General features: G+C 73.9%; 15 protein-coding genes and 1 pseudogene. 9 read left to right on the top strand and 7 right to left on the bottom strand.

Translation table 11 applies throughout. The annotated features are described in order from the left end of the window. Positions 1-158: 158 nt before the first annotated feature. Positions 159-2,078 (bottom strand): amylo-alpha-1,6-glucosidase, encoded by a 1,920-nt coding sequence (locus ACZ6TV_RS21400; protein WP_465298952.1) that lies wholly within the window; start codon positions 2,076-2,078, stop codon positions 159-161. A 156-nt stretch (positions 2,079-2,234) separates the two neighbouring features. Between ACZ6TV_RS21400 and ACZ6TV_RS21395 the strand changes: the two genes are divergently transcribed. Continuing rightward, on the top strand, positions 2,235-4,892 hold the full coding sequence (locus ACZ6TV_RS21395; RefSeq protein WP_465298951.1) for an MGH1-like glycoside hydrolase domain-containing protein: 2,658 nt from the start codon (positions 2,235-2,237) through the stop codon (positions 4,890-4,892). Between the two features lie 35 nt (positions 4,893-4,927). Here the strand turns inward: ACZ6TV_RS21395 and ACZ6TV_RS21390 are convergent, their stop codons facing one another. Together ACZ6TV_RS21390 and ACZ6TV_RS21385 are read right to left on the bottom strand one after the other, a co-directional pair. Further along, positions 4,928-7,624, bottom strand: coding sequence for a putative bifunctional diguanylate cyclase/phosphodiesterase (locus ACZ6TV_RS21390; protein ID WP_465298950.1), 2,697 nt, complete (start codon positions 7,622-7,624; stop codon positions 4,928-4,930). 47 nt (positions 7,625-7,671) lie between these two features. Beyond that, positions 7,672-8,190 carry a TetR/AcrR family transcriptional regulator gene (locus ACZ6TV_RS21385; RefSeq protein WP_465298949.1) on the bottom strand — a complete coding sequence of 173 codons (519 nt, stop codon included), beginning with the start codon at positions 8,188-8,190 and terminating at the stop codon, positions 7,672-7,674. 60 nt (positions 8,191-8,250) lie between these two features. Between ACZ6TV_RS21385 and ACZ6TV_RS21380 the strand changes: the two genes are divergently transcribed. Further along, a complete protein-coding gene (locus ACZ6TV_RS21380; RefSeq protein ID WP_465298948.1) occupies positions 8,251-9,354 on the top strand; it encodes an FAD-dependent oxidoreductase in 1,104 nt (367 codons plus the stop codon). Between the two features lie 96 nt (positions 9,355-9,450). Here the strand turns inward: ACZ6TV_RS21380 and ACZ6TV_RS21375 are convergent. Next, positions 9,451-10,197: pseudogene (locus ACZ6TV_RS21375) on the bottom strand (PP2C family protein-serine/threonine phosphatase); the annotation flags it as partial. A gap of 63 nt (positions 10,198-10,260) precedes the next feature. Between ACZ6TV_RS21375 and ACZ6TV_RS21370 the strand changes: the two are divergent. Continuing rightward, complete coding sequence (locus ACZ6TV_RS21370) at positions 10,261-13,137, top strand: helix-turn-helix transcriptional regulator (protein WP_465298947.1); 2,877 nt, start codon at positions 10,261-10,263, stop codon at positions 13,135-13,137. Positions 13,138-13,208: 71 nt separating this feature from the next. On the opposite strand, the gene ACZ6TV_RS21365 is transcribed toward ACZ6TV_RS21370, so the two are convergent. Beyond that, the gene (locus ACZ6TV_RS21365; RefSeq protein WP_465298946.1) at positions 13,209-14,543 is read right to left on the bottom strand and encodes a serine/threonine-protein kinase; all 1,335 of its coding nucleotides are present in this window, start codon (positions 14,541-14,543) and stop codon (positions 13,209-13,211) included. A 4-nt stretch (positions 14,544-14,547) separates the two neighbouring features. Next, entirely contained in the window at positions 14,548-15,540 is a 993-nt protein-coding gene (locus ACZ6TV_RS21360) for a LacI family DNA-binding transcriptional regulator (RefSeq protein WP_465298945.1), read from the bottom strand. A 192-nt stretch (positions 15,541-15,732) separates the two neighbouring features. On the opposite strand from ACZ6TV_RS21360, the gene ACZ6TV_RS21355 reads away from it, so the two are divergent. From ACZ6TV_RS21355 to ACZ6TV_RS21335, 5 genes are all read left to right on the top strand, one after another. Next, complete coding sequence (locus tag ACZ6TV_RS21355; protein ID WP_465298944.1) at positions 15,733-16,551, top strand: serine/threonine-protein kinase; 819 nt, start codon at positions 15,733-15,735, stop codon at positions 16,549-16,551. A gap of 190 nt (positions 16,552-16,741) precedes the next feature. Then, entirely contained in the window at positions 16,742-16,909 is a 168-nt protein-coding gene (locus ACZ6TV_RS21350) for an LPXTG cell wall anchor domain-containing protein (RefSeq protein WP_465298943.1), read from the top strand. A gap of 3 nt (positions 16,910-16,912) precedes the next feature. Beyond that, on the top strand, positions 16,913-18,223 hold the full coding sequence (locus ACZ6TV_RS21345) for a glycosyltransferase family 2 protein (protein WP_465298942.1): 1,311 nt from the start codon (positions 16,913-16,915) through the stop codon (positions 18,221-18,223). Between the two features lie 13 nt (positions 18,224-18,236). Next, on the top strand, positions 18,237-19,406 hold the full coding sequence (gene wecB, locus ACZ6TV_RS21340; protein WP_465298941.1) for a non-hydrolyzing UDP-N-acetylglucosamine 2-epimerase: 1,170 nt from the start codon (positions 18,237-18,239) through the stop codon (positions 19,404-19,406). Between the two features lie 20 nt (positions 19,407-19,426). Further along, positions 19,427-21,028, top strand: a complete 1,602-nt coding sequence (locus ACZ6TV_RS21335) for a DUF2334 domain-containing protein (protein ID WP_465298940.1) — start codon at positions 19,427-19,429, stop codon at positions 21,026-21,028. Positions 21,029-21,171: 143 nt separating this feature from the next. On the opposite strand, the gene ACZ6TV_RS21330 is transcribed toward ACZ6TV_RS21335, so the two are convergent. Next, the gene (locus tag ACZ6TV_RS21330) at positions 21,172-21,540 is read right to left on the bottom strand and encodes a hypothetical protein (RefSeq protein WP_465298939.1); all 369 of its coding nucleotides are present in this window, start codon (positions 21,538-21,540) and stop codon (positions 21,172-21,174) included. Between the two features lie 99 nt (positions 21,541-21,639). Between ACZ6TV_RS21330 and ACZ6TV_RS21325 the strand changes: the two genes are divergently transcribed. Continuing rightward, a complete protein-coding gene (locus ACZ6TV_RS21325) occupies positions 21,640-22,956 on the top strand; it encodes a hypothetical protein (RefSeq protein ID WP_465298938.1) in 1,317 nt (438 codons plus the stop codon). Positions 22,957-23,044 lie beyond the last annotated feature (88 nt).

Genomic DNA, 23,044 nt, shown 5'->3' with positions numbered 1-23,044 from the left:
AGTTGAGTCGTCGATCAAAAACGCCCGCCCGTTACCCACGCGCGCCAACGCTGACACACGCAAATCGGACTCACGTGTGACGCGGTGGGTGGGCTTGAGACTCATCCTGCCGGGCGAGGGTTACCAGGGAGGCAAATCTCATTTCTAGGGTGTAACGGTCAACCGACATTTCGGCGGGCGCGGAGGGTCTCCGCGACGGACCAGGCCTGGAACGGGCATCCGGTGGCCCGGTGCGGCGCCTGCCCGTCGGCGGTCTCGCTGACCGATCCCACGCCCCATTCCCACAGATGCGCCTCGATGCCGGCGAGCAGCTCCCGGTGCCCGTCGCGCGTGCCGTGCCGGGCCGCGTCGGCGTACGGGCCGATCAGCCAGGGCCACACCGTCCCCTGGTGATAGGCCCGGTCGCGGTCGCCGGGCGACCCGCGGTGCGCGCCGGTGAAGGCCGGGTCGCCGGGTGCCAGCGAGCGCGGCCCGAGCGGCGTGAGCAGGCAGGACAGCGCCTCCGGCAGGGGGGTGCCGCGCAGCGGGCCGTGCGGCAGGCTCCACGCGAGGAGCTGGTTGGGGCGGGTCGCCGGGTCGTCGCCGTGGGGGCCGTCGACCACGTCGTGGAGGGGTGCCGCGTCCTGCCCGCCGCTAGCGGCGGGCAGCGTCCGGTAGCGCGACCCGAAGCTGACGGTGGCCTGTTCGCGGAGCCGGTGCAGCCCGGCGGCGTCGCCGCCGAGCCGTTCCTTGAGCGCCGCGACGGCGGCGAGGCCGTTGATCCACAACGCGTTGACCTCGACCGGCTTGCCGGCCCGGGGTGTGACGGGGATCCCGTCGACGCGGGCGTCCATCCAGGTGAGCGCGACACCGGGGGCGCCCTGGGTGACGAGGCCGTCGGCCGGGTCGACCCGGATCCCGTACCGGGTGCCGGCGACGTGCGCGGCGACGACCGCCTCCAGGCCGGGCAGGACCTCCCGGGCGAGGTCCTCGTCGTCGGTGGCGGTGACGTGCCGCTCGACCGCGTGCAGGAACCACAGCGTGCCGTCGACGGTGTTGTACTCCGTCTGCCCGGTGTCGGCGGTGTTGGCGAGCATCCCCTCGGACAGCGTGGCGGCGTACGCGCGTAGCAGCTCGCGGCCCTCGTCGCACCACCCGGTGGTCAGGAACAGGCCCTCGTAGCTGGTCATCGTGTCGCGGGCCCAGGTGCCGAACCACGGGTAGCCGGCCACCACGTCGGGGGCGCCCTGCGCGCCGGCGACGACGAACGCGTCCGCCGCCAGTACCAGAGCGGCATCCACCGCGTCGGAAGCGTCGTGCGTCAGCGCGCGGTTGCGCTCCTGCGCACGGACGACGATCCGCTCCGCGCCGCGCGCCTGGCCCTCACCGGCCCACGCCTCGACCTCCATGGCCTCACCGGCGCGCAGCTCGGCGCTGAACTCCCCCGCGTACCAGAGGTCCTCGCTCGCGTTGAGCCCGCGGGCCGCCTCCTCACGGGCGTGGGCACCCCGGTACCACTGACCGCCGGGCCGCCAGGAAGGGCCTTGCAGCCGGAACGCCCGGTCGACGACGGCACCGTCGCCGGTGGACACCACGACCGGCGGCGGGCCCGAGGCGCCGCGCTCGCCGTGGGCGTCGCGCCAGGTGACCAGGGCCTTGAGCGTGAGCGTCACCGGCCCGGGTGCGCTGATCAGCCGGTGCACGACGCCGACGTGCGGACGGCCGTGGATCATCGCGAGACTGCGCTCCACGACGACCGCGCCGATCCGCCAGCGCCAGCGGGGCAGGCCGTCGGCGAGCTCGAACCGCTCCAGGAGGGTGTGCCCCTCGGGGCTGATCACGCCGCCGTCCCACTCGTGCGTGGCGAGCGACACAGTGCCGCCCGACTCCAGCGTCAGGACGGGGTCGAGGGCGGCCAGGCCCATGTGCCGGCGGGCCGGTCGCCCGGGCTCCGCGACCACGAGGAGGCCGTGGTACCTGCGGGTTCGCAGACCTGAGACGGTGCCCATCGCATAGCCGCCGGTACCGTCCGGAACCAGCCACTCACGCTCCGCGCCAGCCGACAAATCACCGCATACCTGCGCACCGAACACCACCATGGGCACAATCTTGGTGGCAAGGAGTGGCATGACGCGAGCGACTCGCGACAAGATTATTGATCAAGGCAAGATTGGACCTACTGACAAAAGCGACATCAGCCGACAACAGGACCGCGCTCAACTTGAGCGAAACATCTGCGACGGAGAATGACTTTCGTGATCGAGGACGATGGGAACGCCGAACGCCGACGGCTCGCTGAGGCCGACAGCGGGGAGCGCCCATGGCGGGGCTGGGGGCCCTACCTGTCCGAGCGCGCCTGGGGCACGGTCCGCGAGGACTACAGCGCCCACGGCACGGCCTGGGACTACTTCCCGCACGACCAGGCCCGCTCCCGCGCGTACCGGTGGAACGAGGACGGGATGGCGGGCATCTGCGACGACCGCCAGACGTTCTGCTTCGCCCTCGCCCTGTGGAACGGCAAGGACCCGATCCTCAAGGAGCGGATGTTCGGCCTCGGCGGCGACCTCGGCAACCACGGCGAGGACGTCAAGGACTACTGGTGGTATCTGGACTCCACGCCCACCCACTCGTGGATGAAGTGGCGCTACCACTACCCGCAGCAGGCGTTCCCCTACGACGACCTGGTCGCCGAGAACTGCCGCCGCGGCCGGGACGAGCCCGAGTACGAGCTGGTCGACACCGGTATCTTCGACGAGGACCGCTACTGGGCCGTCGAGGTCGACTACGCCAAGGCCGGCCCGACCGACATGTGCGTCAGGATCACGATCCAGAACATGGGCCCGGAGCCCGCGACCCTGCACCTGCTGCCGACCCTGTGGTTCCGCAACACGTGGGCGTGGGGGCTGCCCGGCCGCGACTACATGCCGGAGATCCGCGCGAAGGACAACGGGCTGCTCGCCGAGCACCGCCTGCTGGGCCGGCTCCAGCTCACCGGCGACGGCGCGCCGCGGCCGCTGTTCTGCAACAACGACACCAACGGCGACCGCATCTGGGGCAAGCCCGGCCGGGAGTACCCGAAGGACGGAATCAACGACCACATCCTGCACGGCAAGGACACCGTCAACCCGGACCTCGTCGGCACCAAGGCCGCGCTGCACTACCTGGTCTCCGTGCCGGCCGGCGGCACCCACGAGATCCGGCTCCGCCTCAACCTCAACGCCCCCGGCGCCAAGGACCTCGCCCCCGCCGACCTGCGCACCGACTTCGACACGACGATCTCGCGCCGCTCGGCCGAGGCGGACGCCTACTTCGCCGACCTGGTGCCGCCGACCGCCACCCCGGAAGAGGTCATGATCGTCCGGCAGGGTGTCGCCGGGCTCATGTGGGGCAAGCAGTTCTTCCACTTCGACGTGGCCCGCTGGCTGGAGGGCGATCCGGTCTCCGAGCCGCCGCCGGACAGCCGCCGCCACGGGCGCAACAGCCACTGGTGGCACATGAACAGCTGCGACGTGCTGTCGATGCCCGACCCGTGGGAGTACCCGTGGTACGCCGCCTGGGACCTCGCCTTCCACTGCGTCGCCATCGCCCGCGTCGACCCCGGCTTCGCCAAGGACCAGCTGCTGCTGCTCCTGCGCGAGTGGTACATGCATCCCAACGGGCAGATCCCGGCGTACGAGTGGGCGTTCGGCGACGTGAACCCGCCCGTGCACGCGTGGGCGGCGCTGCGGGTCTTCGCGATCGACGGCTCCAAGGACTTCGACTTCCTCGCCCGCGTCCTGCACAAGCTGCTGCTGAACTTCACCTGGTGGGTCAACCGCAAGGACGCCGAGGGCAACAACGTCTTCGAGGGCGGCTTCCTCGGCCTGGACAACGTCGGCCCCTTCGACCGTTCGGCGGCGCTGCCGGTCGGCGGCCGCCTGGAGCAGTCCGACGGCACCGCGTGGATGGCGATGTACGCCCTCAACATGCTGGACATGTCGCTCACGCTCGCCGTGCACGACCGCGTCTACGAGGACATCGCCGCCAAGTTCCTGGAGCATTTCGCGTACATCGCCGACGCCGCCTACGAGTTCGGCCTCTGGGACGAGGAGGAGGCCTTCTTCTACGACGTGCTGCGCACCGCCGACGGCCAGCGCATCCCGCTGAAGGTCCGCTCCGTCGTCGGCCTGCTCCCCCTCACCGCGACCACGATCATCAGCTCCTCCACGCTGCGCCGTCTCCCGGACGTCGCCGCGCGCCTGCGCTGGTTCCTCACCAACAAGCCCGAGTACGGCGATGTGGTCGGCGCGAAGAAGAGCCGCGGCGGGCAGCAGCTGCGCCTGCTGTCGATGGTCGGGCCCGACCAGCTCATCCGCATCCTGCAGCGGATGCTGGACGAGGAGGAGTTCCTGTCGCCGTACGGGCTGCGGACCCTCTCGAGGGCGCACCTGGACGAGCCGTTCACCGTGCACATCGGCGAGGCCGACTACACCGTCGGCTACGAGCCCGCCGAGTCGACCAGCGGCCTCTTCGGCGGCAACTCCAACTGGCGCGGGCCGATCTGGTTCCCCGTCAACTACATCCTCATCGAGGCGGTCCGCCGCTTCTCGGAGTTCTTCGGCGACGACCTGCAGGTGGAGTACCCGGCGGGCAGCGGCAAGATGGCCACGCTCGCCGCGGTCGCCGACGACCTGTCCCGCCGCCTGGTGAACCTGTTCCGCGACGACGACGCCGGCCGCCGCCCCGTCTTCGGCGACGTCCCCCTGTTCCAGAACGACCCCGCGTGGCACGACCTGCTGGTGTACTACGAGTACTTCCACGGCGACACGGGCGCGGGCCTCGGCGCGGCGCACCAGACCGGCTGGACGGCACTGGTCCTCGACCTGATCCTGACCCTGCACACCCCGCCGCACCCCCGCCCGGCCGACTACTGACGCCCCGGACCCGCCTGCCCCGCGTGCCCCACGGGTCAGAGGAGGCGGGTGCGGTGGTGCTCCAGGTAGGCCTCGACGTGCTCGGCGTGGTCCGGGCGGCTCAGGAGGAAGCCCTGGCCGAGGCGGCAGCCGGCGGCCCGGACGACGTCGACGTGGGAGTCGGTCTCCAGGCCGCAGGCGACGACGTCGATGCCGAGGCGGCGGGCCAGGCCGACCACGACGTCGACGATCGGGGTGGCCGGGGCGCGCTGGCCGGCGGGCTCGCTGAACAGGACCTGGTCGATCTTCAGGACGTCGACGGGGAGGCGGCGCAGGTGGGCCAGGGCGGTGGGACCGGTGCCGAAGTGGTCGACGGCGGTGCGGACGCCGAGGGCGCGCAGGCCCGCGAGCTGCTCGACGGCGCCGGCGTCGTCGGGCAGTGACGCCTCGGCGACCTCGATGATGAGGGACTCGGCGGGGACGCAGTGGGTGTCGACGGCGGTGGCGACGGTGGCGAGCCAGCCGGGGGCGGCGAGCTGGCGGGCGGAGGCGTTGACGGACATCCACAGGTCGCGGCCGTCGGCGCGCCAGCGGGACAGCTGGCGGCACGCCTGGTGCAGGGCCCATTCGGCGAGCTCGTCGGCGAGGCCGAGCTCCTCGGCGACGGGCAGGAACTCGCGCGGCGGGACGGCGCCGAGGCGAGGGTGGCGCCAGCGGAGGAGGGCCTCGGCGCCGACGGGGTGGCGGGTGGTGAGGTCGACGACGGGCTGGAAGACGAGGTCGAGCTCGCCGCGGCCGACGACGCCGGGCAGCTGCTGCTCCAGGTCGGTGCGGCGGACGAGGGCCGCCTCGAAGGACTTGTCGTAGCACTCGACGCGGCCGCCGTCGCGGCCGCGGGACAGCTGCCGGGCGCGGCGGCGGGCGATGTCGGCCCGGCGCACGACGTCCTCGGCGTCGGTGGCGCCGACCAGGTCGGCGACGCCGACGTCGGCGGTGAGGTGCACGGTGCGGCCGGGCAGCTGGAAGGGCTCGGCGAAGACGGTGGCGAGGCGGGTGGCGAGCGCGAACGCGTGCACGAGCGGCGCGCCGGTGAGGACGGCGAACGCGGCGCCGCCGAGGCGGGCGGGCAGGTCGTCGGGGCCGACGGCGGCGCGCAGCCGGCGGGCGGCCTCGATGAGGACGGCGTTGGCGACGGTCGGGCCGTGCAGGTCGGCGACGCTCTCGAAGCGGTCGAGCTCGGCGACGAGGACGGAGCCGGCCTCGCCGGTGGCGCGGGGGTGGGCCTCGGCGACGCCGGCCAGGAAGCGACGCCGGTTGGCGAGGGTGGTCAGGTCGTCGGTCCAGGTCACCTCGTCGAGGCTGCGCTGCAGCTGGGCGCGGTCGCCGATGTCGCGGACGTGGACGACGACGCCGGCGACCTCGGGGGCGGCGCGCTGGTCGCTGACGGTGGACTCGGTGTCGCGCCAGCGGCCGAAGCCGTCGCAGAGCCTGGCCTGGACCAGGACGTGCTCACGGCCGTCGAGGACGGCGCGCAGCGCCTCGCCAGCCGGGCCGGCGTCGGCGGGGTGCAGCAGGTCGGTGAGCGGGCGGCCGAGGACGTCCTGGTCCGACAGGCCGAACTGGCGGGCCGCGGCCGGTGACTGCCACCGCACGACGAGCCCGGCGTCCAGGACGATCGCGACGTCGGTGGATCCGGCCACGAGCGTCCTGAAGTGGGCTTCCCGGGTCGCGAGGGTGCGCGCGTACCGCCGGATGTCCCGCGCGGCGAGCGCCTCACGCAGCGCGACGGCGACCGCGGCGGCCAGGCCGAGCCCGACGGCGGCGGGGTCGAAGCGGCCGCCGGTGAGCAGGTGCACGACGGACACCGCGACGGCGAGCAGGACCGGGCCGATGAGCAGCGGATAGCCGGCGAGGGTGCCGGTCGCGTCGGCGGCGTGCGGGCGGGTCGGCGTGTCGCCGGCGCGGCGGGCCCCGGCGAGGATCAGGAACGGCCCGGCGACGAGCGCGAGCCCGGCCGCGGCGAGGCCGGCGGAGACCCAGCCGGACGCCGGGCCGGACGGGTCGTGGCGGCGCAGGTCGGCCAGCAGGACGGTGAACAGGCCCAGCCCGACGACGCACAGCGCGGACCCGCCCGCGCAGGCGAGGGCGGCGGGCCGGTGCCGCACGGCCCGCAGCCCGGTGACGACGGCCACGGAGACCGCGACGCAGCAGGTCACGGCGACGGCGAGGGGCAGCGGCCCGGCCAGTACCGACGTGGCGGGGGCGGACGCGAGGACCCAGACGCTGTAGCAGAGGGTGACGCCGATGCCGGCGCCGTCCAGCAGGCGGCGCAGGCGGGCGCGGACCGTGGGTGCCGTGCCGGGCAGCAGGAGCAGGCCGAGCAGGAACATCGGCGCGGCGGCGAACGTGGTGACGGCGGCGGCGAGGCCCGGCGCGGCGATCGACGGGCTCAGCGCGACGAACCCGGTGACGCCGACGCCCACGCCGGTGAGCAGGGCGCCCATGCCCAGGAACCCGGCCCCCCGGCAGGGGCCGAAGTCGCGGCGGCCGTGGTGGATGCGCAGGGCGAGCCGGATGAGCGCCACCGCGTGGACGAGCGAGCCCGCGGCGACACCGGCGACGACGGCGCCGAAGGACAGCACGGGACCTGCGGAGGCCGCGGCGCTGAACGCGGCGGCAGCGGTGACCAGGACGAGCCAGAACGTGCGCGGGTTGCTGACCACGGTCGTGTCGCTTTCGCGAGGGGACGGCACTGGGGGATTCGTGCTCAAATCCCCCAACGATCCGCGTCGCTGCGAGGTTACTGGCCGGTTGTGACAATTTCCTGGACGGCGGCGAGGCGGGCCCGGCGCTCCTCGTCGGTGACGGTGCCGCGGGTCAGCTCGTCGAGCAGCAGCCCGTCGATGAGGGCGATCGCGAGCCTGGCCCGCTCCGGCGACCCGAACAGGTCCTCCGCCCGCCGCACGAACCCGTCGGCCAGGTCGGCCGCCGAAGGGCCCAGCTCGGCGCGGGCCTGCGGGTCGAGCATGAGCATGAAGCGGGCGCGGGTGCGGGTCGCGCCGCCGCCGCCGACCCAGCCGCGCAGGACGGTCGCGAGGTCCGCCCCGGACGCGTCGGCCAGGTCGAGGGCCGCGATGCGGGTCAGCGCGGCGGTCAGCAGCGCGGACCGGCTCGGGAAGTGGTAGCCGCAGGTGCCCTGGGGCAGGCCGGCGGCGGTGTCGACGGCCCGGTGGGTCAGCGCCCGGACCCCGCCCGCGCCGAGCACCTCGATCGCGGCGTCGGCCAGCCGGGTCTTGCGATCCGCGTCACGAACGTTCACCCGGCGATGCTACAGGTGTAGCGTTTCTTGCTACAGGTGTAGTAACCGAGGAGGCGGCACATGCGCGCGATCGTGGTGGGCGGCGGGATCGGCGGCCTGGCGACGGCACGGGGGCTGGCCCGGCAGGGCTGGGACGTCACGGTCCTGGAGCGGCGGCCGGACCTGTCGCAGGTCGGCGCCGGCATCTCCCTGTGGCCCAACGCGATGCGGGCGCTGCACGACCTCGGCGTCGGCGCCGCCGTCGCGCGCGCCGGCGGCCTCGTCCGGGGCGGCGGGCTGCGCACCTGGGACGGCCGCCGGCTCAGCCGGGTCGAGCTCGCCGCGCCGCCGGTCGTCCTGCACCGCGCCGCCCTGCACGAGATCCTCCTCGACGGGCTGCCCGCGACCGTCCACACGGGACACCCCGTCACCGACGTCGCCGCACTGGACGCGGACCTGGTCGTCGGGGCGGACGGCATCGGCAGCGCGGTGCGCGCCGCGTACGCCCCGCAGATCCGCGTCCGCGACAGCGGCCAGGTGTCATGGCGGGCCGTGGTCCCCGGCGAGGTCGACGGCGGCGGGGAGAGCACCGGGCCGCGCGGGTGGCGCTTCGGCTACGCGCCGACCGGTCCCGGCGCGGTGTACTGGTACGCCGCCGCGCCCGGCCCGCTGCGCACCGGCACCCCGGCCGAGCAGCTCGCCGAGCTCACGACCGTCCTGGCCGGCTGGCACGACCCGGTCCCGCGGCTGCTGGCCGCGACCGGCCCCGGGCAGCTGTCCCACCACCCGCTGCTCGACCTGCACCCCGTCGCCCCGATGCGCTTCGGCTCCGACGTCGCGCTGGTCGGCGACGCCGCGCACGCCATGACGCCCAACCTCGGCCAGGGCGCCTGCCAGGCCCTCGAGGACGCCGTCACCCTCGCCCGCCTGCTGCCGCCGGGCGCTTCCGTCCCCGTCGCGCTGCGGGCCTACGACCGGCAGCGCCGGCCCCGGGTGGCCGCCGTCTCCCGGCGTTCCTGGCAGGTCGGCAGGCTGGCCGGCGCCCGGGGCAGGGTCACCGGCGCCCTCGCGCGGACCCTGATCCGGCTGACGCCGGACCGCGTCGCGGTGACCGCGGCGCAGCGGGTCGCCGCCTGGACACCCGACGACGTCCGCCTCCCGGACGGCGCCGGGGCGGCGCGCTGACCCCGTCGCGGCCGGGCGGCGTCAGGCGGGCAGCCGCGCGCCGTTGACCTCGTCGCGGCTCAGCCACGACTTCAACCGGTGCCGCAGCCCCCTCGGCTCGGGCACGTCGTCGCCCACGATGTCGGCGACGACGGCGGTGATGTTGTCCGGCCCGCCGCCGCGCATCGCGAGGTCGACCAGACGGTCCGCGCACTCGTCGACGTCGTCGTACTCGCGCAGGACCTCCTCGATCGTCTCCGCGCGCAGGACACCGGACAGGCCGTCGCTGCACAGCAGATACCGGTCGCCGGCGCGGGCCGGGACCACCGAGTAGACCGGGTCGGTCGGCTGCCCCTGCAGGACCCGGCTGACCAGCGACCGCTGCGGGTGCGTCGCGGCCTCGTCGAGGGTGATGCGGCCCTCGTCGACCAGCATCTGCACATACGTGTCGTCGCGGGTCACCTGCCCGAACTCCTCGCCGCGCAGCAGATAGGCGCGGGAGTCGCCGATGTGCACGAGCCCGACCCGGTCACCGGAGAACAGGATCGCGGTCAGGGTCGTGCCCATCCCCTGCTTCTCCGGGTCGGCCTCGACCTCGTCGCGGATGCGCCGGTTCGCGTCGGAGACCGCGGTGCGCAACGCCGTCAGCAGGTCGCTGCCCGCGAACTCCTCGTCCAGGGGCGTCATCGCCTCGATCGCCAGCCGGCTGGCGACGTCACCGGCGGCCATCCCGCCCATGCCGTCGGCGACCGCGAGGAGCCTGCCACCGGCGAACATGGAGTCCTGGTTGGTGCTGCGGACCATCCCGACCTCGGTCCGGGCGGCCCACTCCAGCGCGAGGGGGCGCGGCTGCGACTCTTCCATGGCGGCAAGCGTGCCCGATCGACACACACAGCGTCTGTACGCACTTCTGCGTATCGTGGCCGCATGCCCGCCACCCCGTTCATCGGCCGAGCCGAGGAGCTCGCCGAGATCACGGGCGCCTGGGCGGCCCAATGTTCCCAGGTGGCGGCGGGCCGGGCCGCCGGCCCGCGGGTCGTGCTCGTCACCGGCGAGGCGGGCAGCGGCAAGAGCCGGCTCGTCGCGGCGGTGCTCGACCGGCTCGACCCGCCGCCGCCGGTCGTGCTCGCGGGCGCGGCCCGTACCCTCGGCGCGGCCCCGCACGACTGGCTCGCCTCCGTCCTCGGTGGGCACCCCCTCGACGGCGGCGTCCCGCCGGAGCTCGCGCAGCGCTCCCCCGCCCCCGGCGCCGCCACCCGCATGGCCCCCGCCGCGATGCTCCGGGCGGCCGTCGACGTCGTCCGGACCCTGCTGGACGGGCGGACCGGCGTCCTCGTCGTCGAGGACCTCCACGACCTCGACCCGGCCAGCCTGACCCTCATCGGCGAGCTCGCCGCGGCCGCCGCCCTGCCCGCGCTGCTGCTCGTCACGAGCCGCCCGCCGCAGGAGGCCGCGTTCGCCCCGGCCGCCGCCCGCACCCTGCGCCGGCTCGGCGGCGCACCGTCGGTGGTCCGGGCGCACCTGGCGCCGTTCGACGCCCGCGAGACCGCGGAGCTCATCGAGGCGCACCGGGGCGGCACCCCGCCGCCGGAGACCGTCCGGGCGCTGCTGACCCGCACCGGCGGCAACCCGTTCTGGCTCACCGAGCTCGTCACCGCCCGCGGCGACCTCGCCGGGGCGCCGCTGCCCGCGCACGTCGCCGGCCTGCTCGTCGAGCCCCTCGCCGGCGAGCCGGGCCTCGTCGGCCGGGTCGCGCGGGCCGCCGCGCTGCTCGGCGACCCCGTCGAGACCGACGTGCTCGTGCACGTCTGCGAGGGCGAGATCGAGCCCGCGCTGCGCCGGCTGCTCGACCTCGGGATGCTGGTCATCGCCCCCGACCTGGCCCCGGCCGGGCCGCTGCGCTTCCGGCACCCGCTGCTGCGCGAGGCCCTCGCCCGCAGCGCCCTGCCCAGCGAACGCGCGCGCGTGCACGGCCTGGCCCGGACGCTCGCCGTCGAGCTGGGCGACGACGCGGCCCTCGCCAGGCACGCGGCGGCGCTGGGCCGGCTCGCCGAAGCCGGTGCCGCCGCGGTACGAGGTGCGCAGGCCAACCTGGCCGCCGGCCTGCCGGACGCCGCCCTCGACCTGGTCGACCTCGGCGGGCGGGCGGGCGACCTGCTCGGCGTGGACGGGCACCGGGAGCTGGCCCGGGCCGGGGCGGTCGCGGCGTTCGTGGCGGGACGGTTCACGCTCGCGGAGCGGCACGCCGCCGACTGGCTGCGCCTGGCCGCGGACGCGGTGGAGACGTCCGACGCGCACCGGCTCCTCGCGGAGGTCCGCTGGTGCCTGGCGGACCGCGCCGGCCACCACGCCGCCCTCGACGACGCCCGGGCCACCCTGACCGCCCTGACCGCCCTGACCGCCGCGGACGGCACCGCCGACGGCGTGCCGCCGGACGCCGGGGCCGCCTGGGCCCGGCAGGCCGCGGCGGAGGCCGCCGGCGCGCTGCGGACGACCGGACCGGCCCTCGTCGTGCCGCTCGCCGAGGCCGCGATGGTGGCCGCCGAGCGGACCGGGGAGAGCATCGCGTCGGCCGGGGTCACGCTCGGCACCGCCCTCGCCCTCGGCGGCACGCAGGACCGGGGCGTGGCGCTGCTGCACGCGTGCCGGCAGATCGCCGAGCACGACCGCGACCCGGTGACCGCCGGCCGGGCCGTGCACAACCTCGTCGCGGTCTGCCTGCCCGGGCTCGGCGACGTGAGCGGGTGGCGGCTGTTCGACGAGGCGATGGCCGCGCTCGGCCGGGCCGGCCTGGAGTTCTGCGCCGGGCGCACGACGGCGCTCGGCGTCGCGCACGCGCTGCGGACCGGCGACCTCGCCCGCGCCGAGGCGCTCACCTGGTCGCGGCTGCCGATCGAGACCGACCCCCTGGAACGGGTCAGGTTCGCGGCGACCGCCGGGCTCCTCGCCGTCGAGCGCGGCGACGACGCCCTCGCCGCGCGGCTGCTCGCCCGCGCCGGCGGGGAGGGCCGCGACGTCGGCCTCGTCCGGGTCCTCCGGGTCGCCGTCGCGGCCCGCGGCGGGCATCCGGTGGACCCCGCGCTGGCGCTCGCCGAGTGCGTCGGCCGTTGCCGTCCCGCCCGCCTCGTCGAGGCCGCCCGCTGGGCGCTGCACGGCGGGGTGCAGGCCGCGACGGTCGAGGACCTCGTCGGCGACGCGGTCGGCGCGGCACCGCAGCTGCGGCTGCTGCTGGCCGTGGCGGCCGGCCGGGACGCGGCCGCCGTCGCCCTGCTCCCGGCCGCCCTGCACCACGCACCCGCCGCCACCCGCCCCGGCGACCCGGCGGACACCGGTCACGGCGGTCCGCCCCGGCCCGGTGCGGCGGACGTCCCGGGCGACGGCTCGGCGGCCGCACCCGACCGGCGGGCCGGCGGGCGCGTCGAGGTGGTGGAGGCCGCGCCGTACGACGCCGCCGTGCACACCGCCGCGGCGCACGCGCTGCTGCGGCTCGGCCGGGCCGGCGACGCGCGGCAGCACGCGGAGCGGGCGGTGGCGCTGCTCGCGCACTGGCCCGGCTGGCGGCTCACTGAGGCGGAGACCCTCCTGCACAGCCTGCGCGCGGGCGGGGACCTGACCGCCCGGGAGATCGAGGTGCTCGGCTGCCTCGCCGCCGGCATGTCCAACCAGCAGGTCGCGAGCTCGCTGGGGATCTCGATCCGGACCGTCACCGTCCACGTGTCCAACCTGCTGCGCAAGACGGGCGCGGCGTCGCGCACCGAGGCGGCGATGTGGGCGGTCCGGCACCGCGTCATCACCCCGACCTGAGCCCCGACCTGAGCCCCGACCGCAGCCCCGACCGCAGCCCCGACCGCAGCCCCGGCCGGGCGGGCCCGGGGTCAGGTCAGGGTGGCGCCGAAGGCGGCGACGGCGGCGTCGAGCTCCTCGTACGCGGCGGTGCTGATCGACTTCTCCATCTCGCGGCTGCGGAGCTGGTTGCGGAGCCGGTCGATGCGGGGCGCGGCGTTCGACGGCTGGTTCATGATGTTGTTGATCTGGTTGCGGATGTCCTCGACGACGTCGGAGCGGATCTCGCCGGCGGCGGAGCGGCGGTCGACGACGTCGAGGACCGCGCGGCCGGCCTGCTGCGGGGTGAGCCTGGACCCCGCCGGCGACGGGGACGCGGCGCCCGGGGGCGTGGCGGCGGGTGACGTACGCCCGCGGGTCGGCGACGGGCTGGCGCCCGGGGAGGGCTGGACGGTGACCGGCGGCGGGATCGACACGACGATGCTGACCGTCGGCACCGGAGCGGCCGTGTCGCCACGGTCCCTGTTCGTCCACGCGAGCGCGAGCCCGGCCAGTACACCGGCGACCACCAGCAGCGCGAGGGCCGGAATCCACCGCCGGCCGCGACGCTGGGCCGAGGCCTCCAGGGTGGCGGCGACCTCCGCGGCGGTGGGACGCTCCGTGGGGTCGGTGGCGAGGCAGCGCAGGCAGACGGCGGCGACGGCGGGCGGGAGACCGGGCACGTTGAGGGTGGGCCGGTGGCCGGCGGCGATGGCGCGCTCGAGCTCGTCCCACGTGGCGGCCTGCACGGGCGGGTGGCCGGTGAGCAGTTCGTAGAGCAGGACACCGAGGGCGTAGACGTCGGTGGAGCCGCTGGCGGGCGCGCCGACGAGACGCTCCGGCGCGACGTACGGCGGGGTGCCGAAGGTGAGGGTGTCGCGCTGGCCGACGTCGGCGGCGATGCCGAAGTCGAGGAGCTTGACGCCGTCGGTGGTGAGCATGACGTTCTCGGGGGTGACGTCGCGGTGCACGACGCCGCGGCGGTGGGCGGCGTGCAGGACGTCGGCGACGGTGGCGGTGACCGCGACGGCGTCGGACAGCGGCAGTGGGCCCTCGGCGAGGCGGCCGGCGAGGGAGACGCCGTCGAGCAGCTGCATGACGACGTACGCGGCGATCCGGCCGTGCGTGGTGACGGTCTCGCCGTAGTCGTAGACGCCGATGGCGTTGGGGTGCTCGATGCGGGCGGCGGCGCGGGCCTCGCGGCGGATGCGGTCGCGCTGGCCGCCGTCGGTGCCGATGGGGCCGTCGAGGACCTTGACGGCGACGGTGCGCTCCAGCGTGCTGTCCCAGGCGCGCCAGACGACGGACATGCCGCCCGCGCCGACGGGTTGCCTCAGGATGTACCGGCGGGCAAGGACATCGCCCTCCCGGAGCTGACCGTCGCTCACGTCGTTAACTTGAGGCCCGCACGATGAGCTCGGTCGGCAGCACGGGGCTGTCGTCGGAGCGTTCCAGCAGCAGGGCGGCGGCGACCGCGCCGAGCTCGGAGACCGGCTGGCGCACGGTGGTGAGCGGCGGCGTGGTGTAGGAGGCGAGCGGCGCGTCGTCGAACCCGACGACGGCGACGTCCTCGGGGACGCGGCGGCCGGCCTTGCGCAGCGCCTGCAGCGCGCCGGCGGCCATCGCGTCGGAGGCGACGAAGAGGGCGTCGAGGCGGGGCATGCGGTCCAGGAGCCAGGCGGCGGCGTGCCCGCCGGAGGCGGTGGTGAAGTCGCCGTAGGCGACGGCGGGGACCCGGCCGGCGGCCTCCATGGCGCGGCGGTAGCCCTCCAGGCGGTCCGCGGCGGCGGGCGAGTCCGGCGGGCCGGCGATCGCGGCGATGCTCCGGCGGTGGCGCAGGATGAGGTGCTCCACGGCCTGGCGGGCGCCGTCGTGGTTGTCGACGTCGACGAACGGGATGTCGAGGCCCTCCGCGGGCCGGCCGGTGGCCCGCAGCGGCACCCGGGACGCGGCGAGGGAGACCGCCAGGGGGTGGCTGCTGTGCCCGCCGAGGAGCAGGACGCCGCCGACGCCGCCGGTGGTGAGGAACTGCGTCGCCGACGCGATGGTGCCGCGGGTGGCGGACATCGTCAGCAGCGGGACGCCGTGGCGGGTCAGCTCCTCCTCTGCGCCGGCGAGGAGCCGGGCGGAGAAGGTGTCGTGGAAGAGCCGGGCGGTCGGCTCGAAGACGAGGGCGGCGACGGGGAGGTGCTGGGGCAGCCGGTCAGGGCGGCGTGGCCCGCGGTGGCGGACGTAGCCGAGCTGCGCGATGGCGTCGTGCACCGACACCCGGGCCGACGTGCTGACCCTGACCCGGCCCGTGAGGACGCGGGACACGGTGGCCGCGGAGACCCCCGCGGCGGCGGCGACCTCGGTGACGGTTGGTGGCGATGGCTCGTCAGTCATCCCGTCTCCTGTTGGAGCGATTCCTGCGGCCAGCGTCAGCCACGGTTACCCGGATGTCAACTATGGGTTTCGATCGGCTGTGTGGATCCTTTGGTGCACCCGACATATCCGTATTTATGATATCGACACGGTCTGTGGCAAACGTCGCTGGGACTTCCGCGATCGGCAGCTATTAGGGAATAGTCGGCGATTGTGTCGGAGATCGAGCTTGGCCGCAGGGTGCTGGAGCGCTTCCTGCTGGTCCGCCCGATCGCCCGCGGCGGCATGTCACTCGTCTACGAGGCCGTCGATCTGGAGCAGCTGCGCCCGGCCGCGGTGAAGGTTCTCGCGCCGGCGTTCGCCAACAACAGCAGGGCCTGCCACGCGGCGCGCCGCGAGCCGTTGCTGATGCAGCGGATGCGGCACCCGACCGTGCCGAAGATCTTCGGCTACGGCGAGCTGGACACCGGCCGGGCGACCGTGCCGTGCGTCGCGATGGAGCTGCTCAACGGGGTACCGCTGACGAAGCGCCTCGCGGAGGGCCCGCTGCCGTGGCAGCACGCGGTCGAGATCGCCGCGTCCGTCGCCGAGCTCCTCGCGGTCGCGCACCGACGGGGCATCGCGCACCGGGACCTCACCGCCGACAACGTCATGCTGACCACCGCCGGCGTGAAGATCATCGACTTCGGCCTGGCGGTGCCGTTCGCGCACCCCGCGGCCTCGCGCGTCGAGCACGCCCCCGCCTGGGACGTCTACGCCCTCGGGGTCCTGCTGTACCAGATGCTGACCGGCCGCTCGCCGCACGCGCCGGGCGCCAGGTTGCTGCAACCGGCCGCGACCCCGGTCCTGCTCGCACCGGGCCTGCCACGCTCCGTAGCGGAGCTGTGCCGGCAGTGCATGGCCAAGCGGCCGGCGGACCGGCCCGAGAGTGCCAGTGTCGCCCTGTCGCTCTGGGCGGAGTTCGCAACCGACTGGCAACACCCCGAGTCCTTCACTGAGAGCTACCGCACACGCTCCGACCACTCTGCGTAGCGGTCGCATTTTGCCTGCGTAAACGCTCTGTCAGGTCCTTGGACGGACTTGGTCCACTCGGGCGTATCCGACCATGCTCACCCATTGTGATTGCCCCTCGGCCGCTCCAAGCTTCTTGGACAAGGTGCACGACGGTTGCCAGCAAGGAGCCGCCGGGCACCGCCGGAGAGATAGCCGAGGGGAAGCTGTCATGTCAGGTACGAAGGTCACCGGCGTCATCGTGACCGGCGGATCCACCGCCGCGTCGCTGCCAGTCACCGGAAGCCCCGTCTTCGCCATCGTCGCAGCAGGTGTCGCGCTCGTCGTCACCGGCTTCCTGATGGTGCGGGCATCCCGCTTCAACCGCAGCGCAGCCTGACGCATGACGGCGATCCTTCTGGTCGGCTTCGCGCTCCTGACGCTCTGGCCGGCGTACAACCTGGCACTGGTGGCCTTCACCGCCAGTGACTCGGCCACCGCCGGCCGGCGTCGCCGGCGCGACGCAGTCGCGCCGAACGAGCACGAGCCGCTGACCTTCTGGATCGTCGTGCCCGCCCTCAACGAGGAACGGGTTGTCGGCCGGACCGTCTCCGCAGCACTGGCGCTGCAGGGTCCGGCGGGCACACGCACCAGGGTCCTGGTGGTCGATGACGGATCGGACGACGGCACCCCGGACGTGCTGGCCGCCATCGACCACCCGGGTTTGACGGTGCTGCGCAGGGACTTCCCCAACGCCCGCAAGGGCAAGGGCGAGGCGCTCAACGCCGCCTTCCGGACCATCCGGGACCTGACCCTGGCCCACGGTGAGGACCCCGCGCTGGTCGCGGTCGGTGTCATCGACGGCGACGGGCGGGGCAGCGGCAACATCCTCACCGAGGTGTCGAAGCAGATGCGGGACCCGCGGGTCGGCGCGGTGCAGACCCGGGTGCGGATCCACAACCGCAACCGTGTCCTGGGCGCCGTGCAGGACCTCGAGTTCGCCGCCATCGCCAACGCCAGCCAGCTGCTCCGCAACGCCGCGGGGACGGTCGGGCTGGGCGGCAACGGGCAGTTCGCCCGGCTGTCGTCGCTGATGCGGCTCGGCGACGCGCCCTGGTCGCACTGCCTCGTCGAGGACCTCGAGCTGGGCCTGCGCATGCACCTCAACGGCGAGCGCATCCGGTACACCTCGATGGCCAACGTCAACCAGCAGGGTCTCGTCGACGTGAAGCGGCTGACCCGCCAGCGCACCCGGTGGGCGCAGGGCAACCTGCAGTGCATCGGCTACGTGCCGAAGCTGATCGCCTCCCGGCAGATCCGCAACCACGCGCTGCTGGAGATGCTCTACTACCTGCTCGCACCATGGATGAACGCCTTCGGCACGGCCGGCGTCTTCGGCCTCTGGGGATACGCGATGTGGCGGCTCGTCCCCGGGCACGGCGAGACCTTCATGATCCACTCCTGGGCGCAGATGGGCGAGGTCGCGCTGTTCTGGGCGATCGGCATGACCGTCCCGGGCCTGGTCTGGGCCATGGTCCACCGCATCCAGCTCGGCGACGAGAAGCTCTGGCGACTGCTGGTCGCCGCCGTCGCCTACCCCTTCTTCCTCCTGCTCGGCCTGGTCTCGACCTGGCGGGCGATCGGCCGGCAGATCAGCCGGCGACAGGCCTGGGCGAAGACCGAACGCCTGGTCGAAGAGCCGGTTCTCTCGTAAAGGACGTCAGCACATGTCTCCCGAAGTCTTCCTCATCGCCGGTACCCGCCCCGAGGCCATCAAGCTGGCGCCCGTCGCCGCCGCGATGCGTGCCGCGGGCCGGCTCACCCCGGTGCTGGTCGCCAGCGGGCAGCACCCGACGATGGTGACCCAGGCGCTCGACGCGTTCGACGTCCGGGCCGACGTGACGCTGCCGCTGCAGCGGGTCACCGGCAGCCAGCCCGAGCTCCTCACCGCGATGATCGCCTCGCTGGACGCCCTCCTGGAGGAGCGCAAGCCGGCCGCGGTCGTCGTGCAGGGCGACACCACCACGACGCTCGCCGGTGCCATGGCCGCGTTCTGGCGCCGCATCCCGGTCGTGCACCTGGAGGCGGGGCTGCGCTCCGGCGACCTGGACTCGCCGTTCCCGGAGGAGGCCAACCGCAAGCTCGTCGGCCAGCTCGCCGCGCTGCACCTGGCGCCGACGGCCCTCGCCGCGACGAACCTGCTCGACGAGAGCGTCACCCCGGCCAACGTCCTCATCACCGGCAACACGGTCGTCGACGCGGCGCTGGAGATCGCCGGCAAGGAACTGCCGTTCGAGGACGCCCGCATCGCCGCCGCGGTGGACGCCGCCGAGCACGGCCAGGCCCGCGTGGTGCTGGTGACCGCGCACCGCCGCGAGTCCTGGGGCGAGCCCCTCGACCGGATCCTCTCCGCGGTGCGGCGGCTGATCGAGGCGTACCCGGACATCCGGGTAGTCCTGCCGGCGCACGCCAACCCCGCCGTCCGGGCCCAGGTCGAGGCCGGCCTCGCCGGGGTGCCGCGGGTGACGGTCACCGACCCGCTGCCCTACCCGGCCCTCGCCCGGCTGCTGTCCAAGGCGTACCTGACGCTCACCGACTCCGGCGGCATCCAGGAGGAGGCACCGTCGTTCAAGGTGCCGGCCCTGGTCCTGCGCGAGGTCACCGAGCGCGTCGAGTCGCTGCACGCCGGTTGCGCAAAGCTCGTCGGCACGGACGAGGACCTGATCGTCGCCGAGGCCGCCCGGCTGCTCGACGACCCGCTCCTGCGCCAGTCGATGACCGCCAACGGCAACCCCTACGGCGACGGGCTCGCCTCGCAGCGCACCGAACAGGCCGTCGCCGCGATGCTCGGGCTCGCCTCGCACCCCGCCCCCATGCCGACCACCGTCTCCGTCTGAGTTAGGGATCTCGTACCGACATGCGCAAGCTGATCAGTTCGCTCGCAGCCGTCACCGTGGCCGCGTCGCTCGCTCTGACCGTGCCGAGCACCCCGGCGTTCGCCGCCGCGCCGACCGCCACCCGCTCCGGGACCGGCGCCCCCGGCTCCAACGCCGCGACGAAGACGCTCGTCCTCTACGACAACACCGGCCCGTACTCGTGGCTCGGCGAGGACTACGGCACGATGGCGACGAACCTCGTCTCGCACTTCGGCTCCTGGACCGCGCACCCGGTCGGCGCCTACAAGGCCGGCGAGATGAACGCCTACTCCGCCGTCGTCTACGTCGGCTCCACCTACGACGAGCCGCTGCCGACCGCGTTCCTCGACGACACCCTCGCGGGCACCAAGCCGGTCCTGTGGATGTACAACAACATCTGGCAGCTGACCGCCCGCTCCGCGGACTTCGTCGCCAAGTACGGCTACACCTGGAAGGGCTACGACACCTCCCCGGTGTCGCAGATCGAGTACAACGGCACCACGATGACCCGCGACGTGCGCAACGCCGGCGGCATCATGGACTACGTCGTCTCCGACCCGGCGAAGGCCGTCCCCGTCGGCACCGCGGTCCGCGCCGACGGCACCACCTTCCCGTGGGGCATCAAGTCGGGCAACCTCACCTACCTCGGTGAGATCCCGCTGTCCTACATCACGTCCAGCGACCGGTACCTCGCCTTCTCCGACCTGCTGTACTCGGTGCTCGCGCCGCAGACGGCCGAGCGGCACCGGGCCCTGGTCCGCATCGAGGACGTCGGCCCCGACGCCGACCCGAACGAGCTGCGCGCCATCGCCGACTACCTGTCGAGCAAGAAGGTCCCCTTCACCGTCGCCGTCTACAGCCGCTACCGCGACCCGAAAGGCGTGAACAACAATGGCAAGGCCGAGGACTACACCCTGCGCCAGCGGCCACTGGTGGTCAGCGCCCTGAAGTACATGCAGAGCAAGGGCGGCACCCTGCTCCAGCACGGCTACACCCACCAGCTCGACGCCATCAACAACCCGTACGACGGCGTCAGCGCCAACGACTTCGAGTTCTTCATGGCGCACGTCGACGCCAACGACGCGGTCATCTACGACGGCCCGGTGAAGAACGACTCGGCGCTCAACGTCACCGCCCGGGTGCTCGCCTCCCGCGCCGACTGGGCCCTCGCCGGCCTCAAGCAGCCGACCATCTTCGAGTTCCCGCACTACGCCGCGAGCGCCCTGGACTACAAGACCATCAACACCCTGGTCGGCGTCCGCTACGAGCGTGGCCTGTACTTCCCGGGCGTGCTGTCCGGCGGCACCGTCGACAACAGCACCGCGCACATGGTCGGGCAGTTCTTCCCCTACACCGTCCGCGACGTCTACGGCTCGACCGTCATCCCCGAGAACATCGGCAACATCGAGCCGGAGCCCTTCAACCAGCACCCGGCGGTGCTGCCCGCCGACCTGGTCGCGAACGCGAAGACCAACCTGGCGGTCCGCGACGGCGTGGCGAGCTTCTTCTACCACCCCTACCTCGGCACCGACTACCTCAAGCAGACCGTGGAAGGCATCCAGGGCCTGGGCTACACCTTCGTCTCCGCGGCGGCGATGTCCTGACCTGATTGAGTTGTCAACTGCCGGGTCCCTTCGGGGGCCCGGCTTTCCGCTGTGTTCCCCCCGTGCACACAACGGTACGGCCCGGGGCCGCCGGACGGCAGTCACGGGCCGGAGCAACCGGGTTGCGGGCGCGGTGCGGCCGGCTACGTCTCCAGCAGGAGCTCGGGCATGAGCCGCTCGATCGCATACAGGTCGTAGACCCGGCGGACCTCGGCGATCAGGCCGGACTCCGTCAGCACCAGGAACTCGGCGAGCCGGAACTGCTCGACGTCCACGGCGCAGTCGTAGACGAGCGCGACCCGCAGGTCGATCACGGTGCGGGAGAAGACCGACACGCCCGTCAGGGCGGCGGCGTAACCGGTGAGCTTCTCGATGAAGTCGCCGTCGGGATCGAGGTTGGACTCGACCCGGGCACCGGCGGCGAGCAGCGTGAACAGGGTGCTGGTGCGGCCGGTGGTCCAGGCCGCGACCCAGCGATCGGTGACTTGCTCAACAGCGGTCGCGTCCATCACGCGCCATCCTGCCACGAGGCGGGCCGCCGTCGCCCCGGGGTCACGAAAGCGGCCCGCGCGGGGTTCTCAGGAAAGCGCTTTCCCCGTATCCTCGTGGGCATGTTGCGCATCGATGACGGGCTCGCGCCCAAGGATCTGCTGCCCGCGGTCGCCCGGATGTGGGAGCTGTCCGCCGGGAAGATCGACGCGATCGACGCGTCCTGCCCGCCGGGCGGCGACCAGGGAGCGCCCGTGTTCACCGTCGAGGGGCGCTACACGGCGCGCGGCTGGACCGAGTGGACGCAGGGGTTCCAGGTCGGTTCGGCGCTGCTGCAGTTCGACGCGACCGGCGACCGGCACTTCCTCGAGCAGGGCCGCCGGCACACGTTCGGCGTGATGGCACCGCACGTCAGCCACATCGGCGTGCACGACCACGGGTTCAACAACGTCAGCACGTACGGGACGCTGCGCCGCCTCGTCCTGGAGGGCCGCGCCGGCGAGGAGGACCTGACCGCTGCGGAGCTGGCGCTGAAGGTCAGCGGCGCCGTGCAGGCGGCCCGCTGGAGCAGGACCGCGGACGGCGGCGGCTACATCTACTCGTTCAACGGGCCGCAGTCGCTGTTCGTCGACACGATCCGTTCCTGCCGGTCCCTCGCCGTCGCGCACCGGCTCGGGCACGTCCTCATGGGCGAGCACGACGAGCGGATCGACCTGCTCGCACGGCTCGTGCAGCACGCGGAGAGCACGGCGCGGTACAACGTCTACTTCGGCGAGGGCCGCGACGTGTACGACGTGCGGGGCCGCACGGTGCACGAGGCGCTGTTCAACGTCAACGACGGGCGTTTCCGGGCGCCGAGCACGCAGCAGGGCTACTCGCCGTTCTCCACCTGGACCCGCGGGCTGGCGTGGGCGATGCTCGGCTTCGCCGAGCTCCTCGAGTTCGTGGGCGCCGAGGAGTCCGACCTGTTCCGGTCGGCGGCGCGAGCGACGTGCGACTTCTACATCGAGCACTCCCCCGCCGACGGGATCCCGTACTGGGACACGGGCGCGCCGGGCCTGGTGCACCTGGACGTGGACGCCCCCGCGGACCCGTACAACGCGCACGAGCCGGTCGACTCCAGCGCCGCCGCGATCGCCGCGCAGGGCCTGCTGCGGCTCGGCCACGCGACCGGCGAGGAGCGGTACACCCAGGCGGGGCTCACGGTCGCGAGGACGTTGCTGGCCGAGCCCTACCTGTCGGTGGACCCGCGGCACGAGGGGCTGCTGCTGCACTCCGTCTACCACCGGCCGAACGGCTGGGACCACGTCGCGCCCGGCCAGTCGGTGCCGAACGGCGAGTCCAGCATGTGGGGCGACTACCACCTGCGGGAGCTGGCGCTGTACCTCGGCCGGCTCGTCGACGGCCCGTACTACACGTTCTTCGGCGGTGCCGAGTGAGCGGTCAGCGAAGCGGCTCGGGCCGCTCACCATCGAATCAGTTCCAGCTCAGGCCGACGCCTGGAGCGCAGCGGAAGGTGGCGGCGTG

It is taken from the genome of Dactylosporangium sp. NPDC051087, assembly GCF_055586325.1.
Note: the sequence above shows the minus strand (reverse complement) of the source record. Positions and strands in the feature narration are given on the sequence as shown.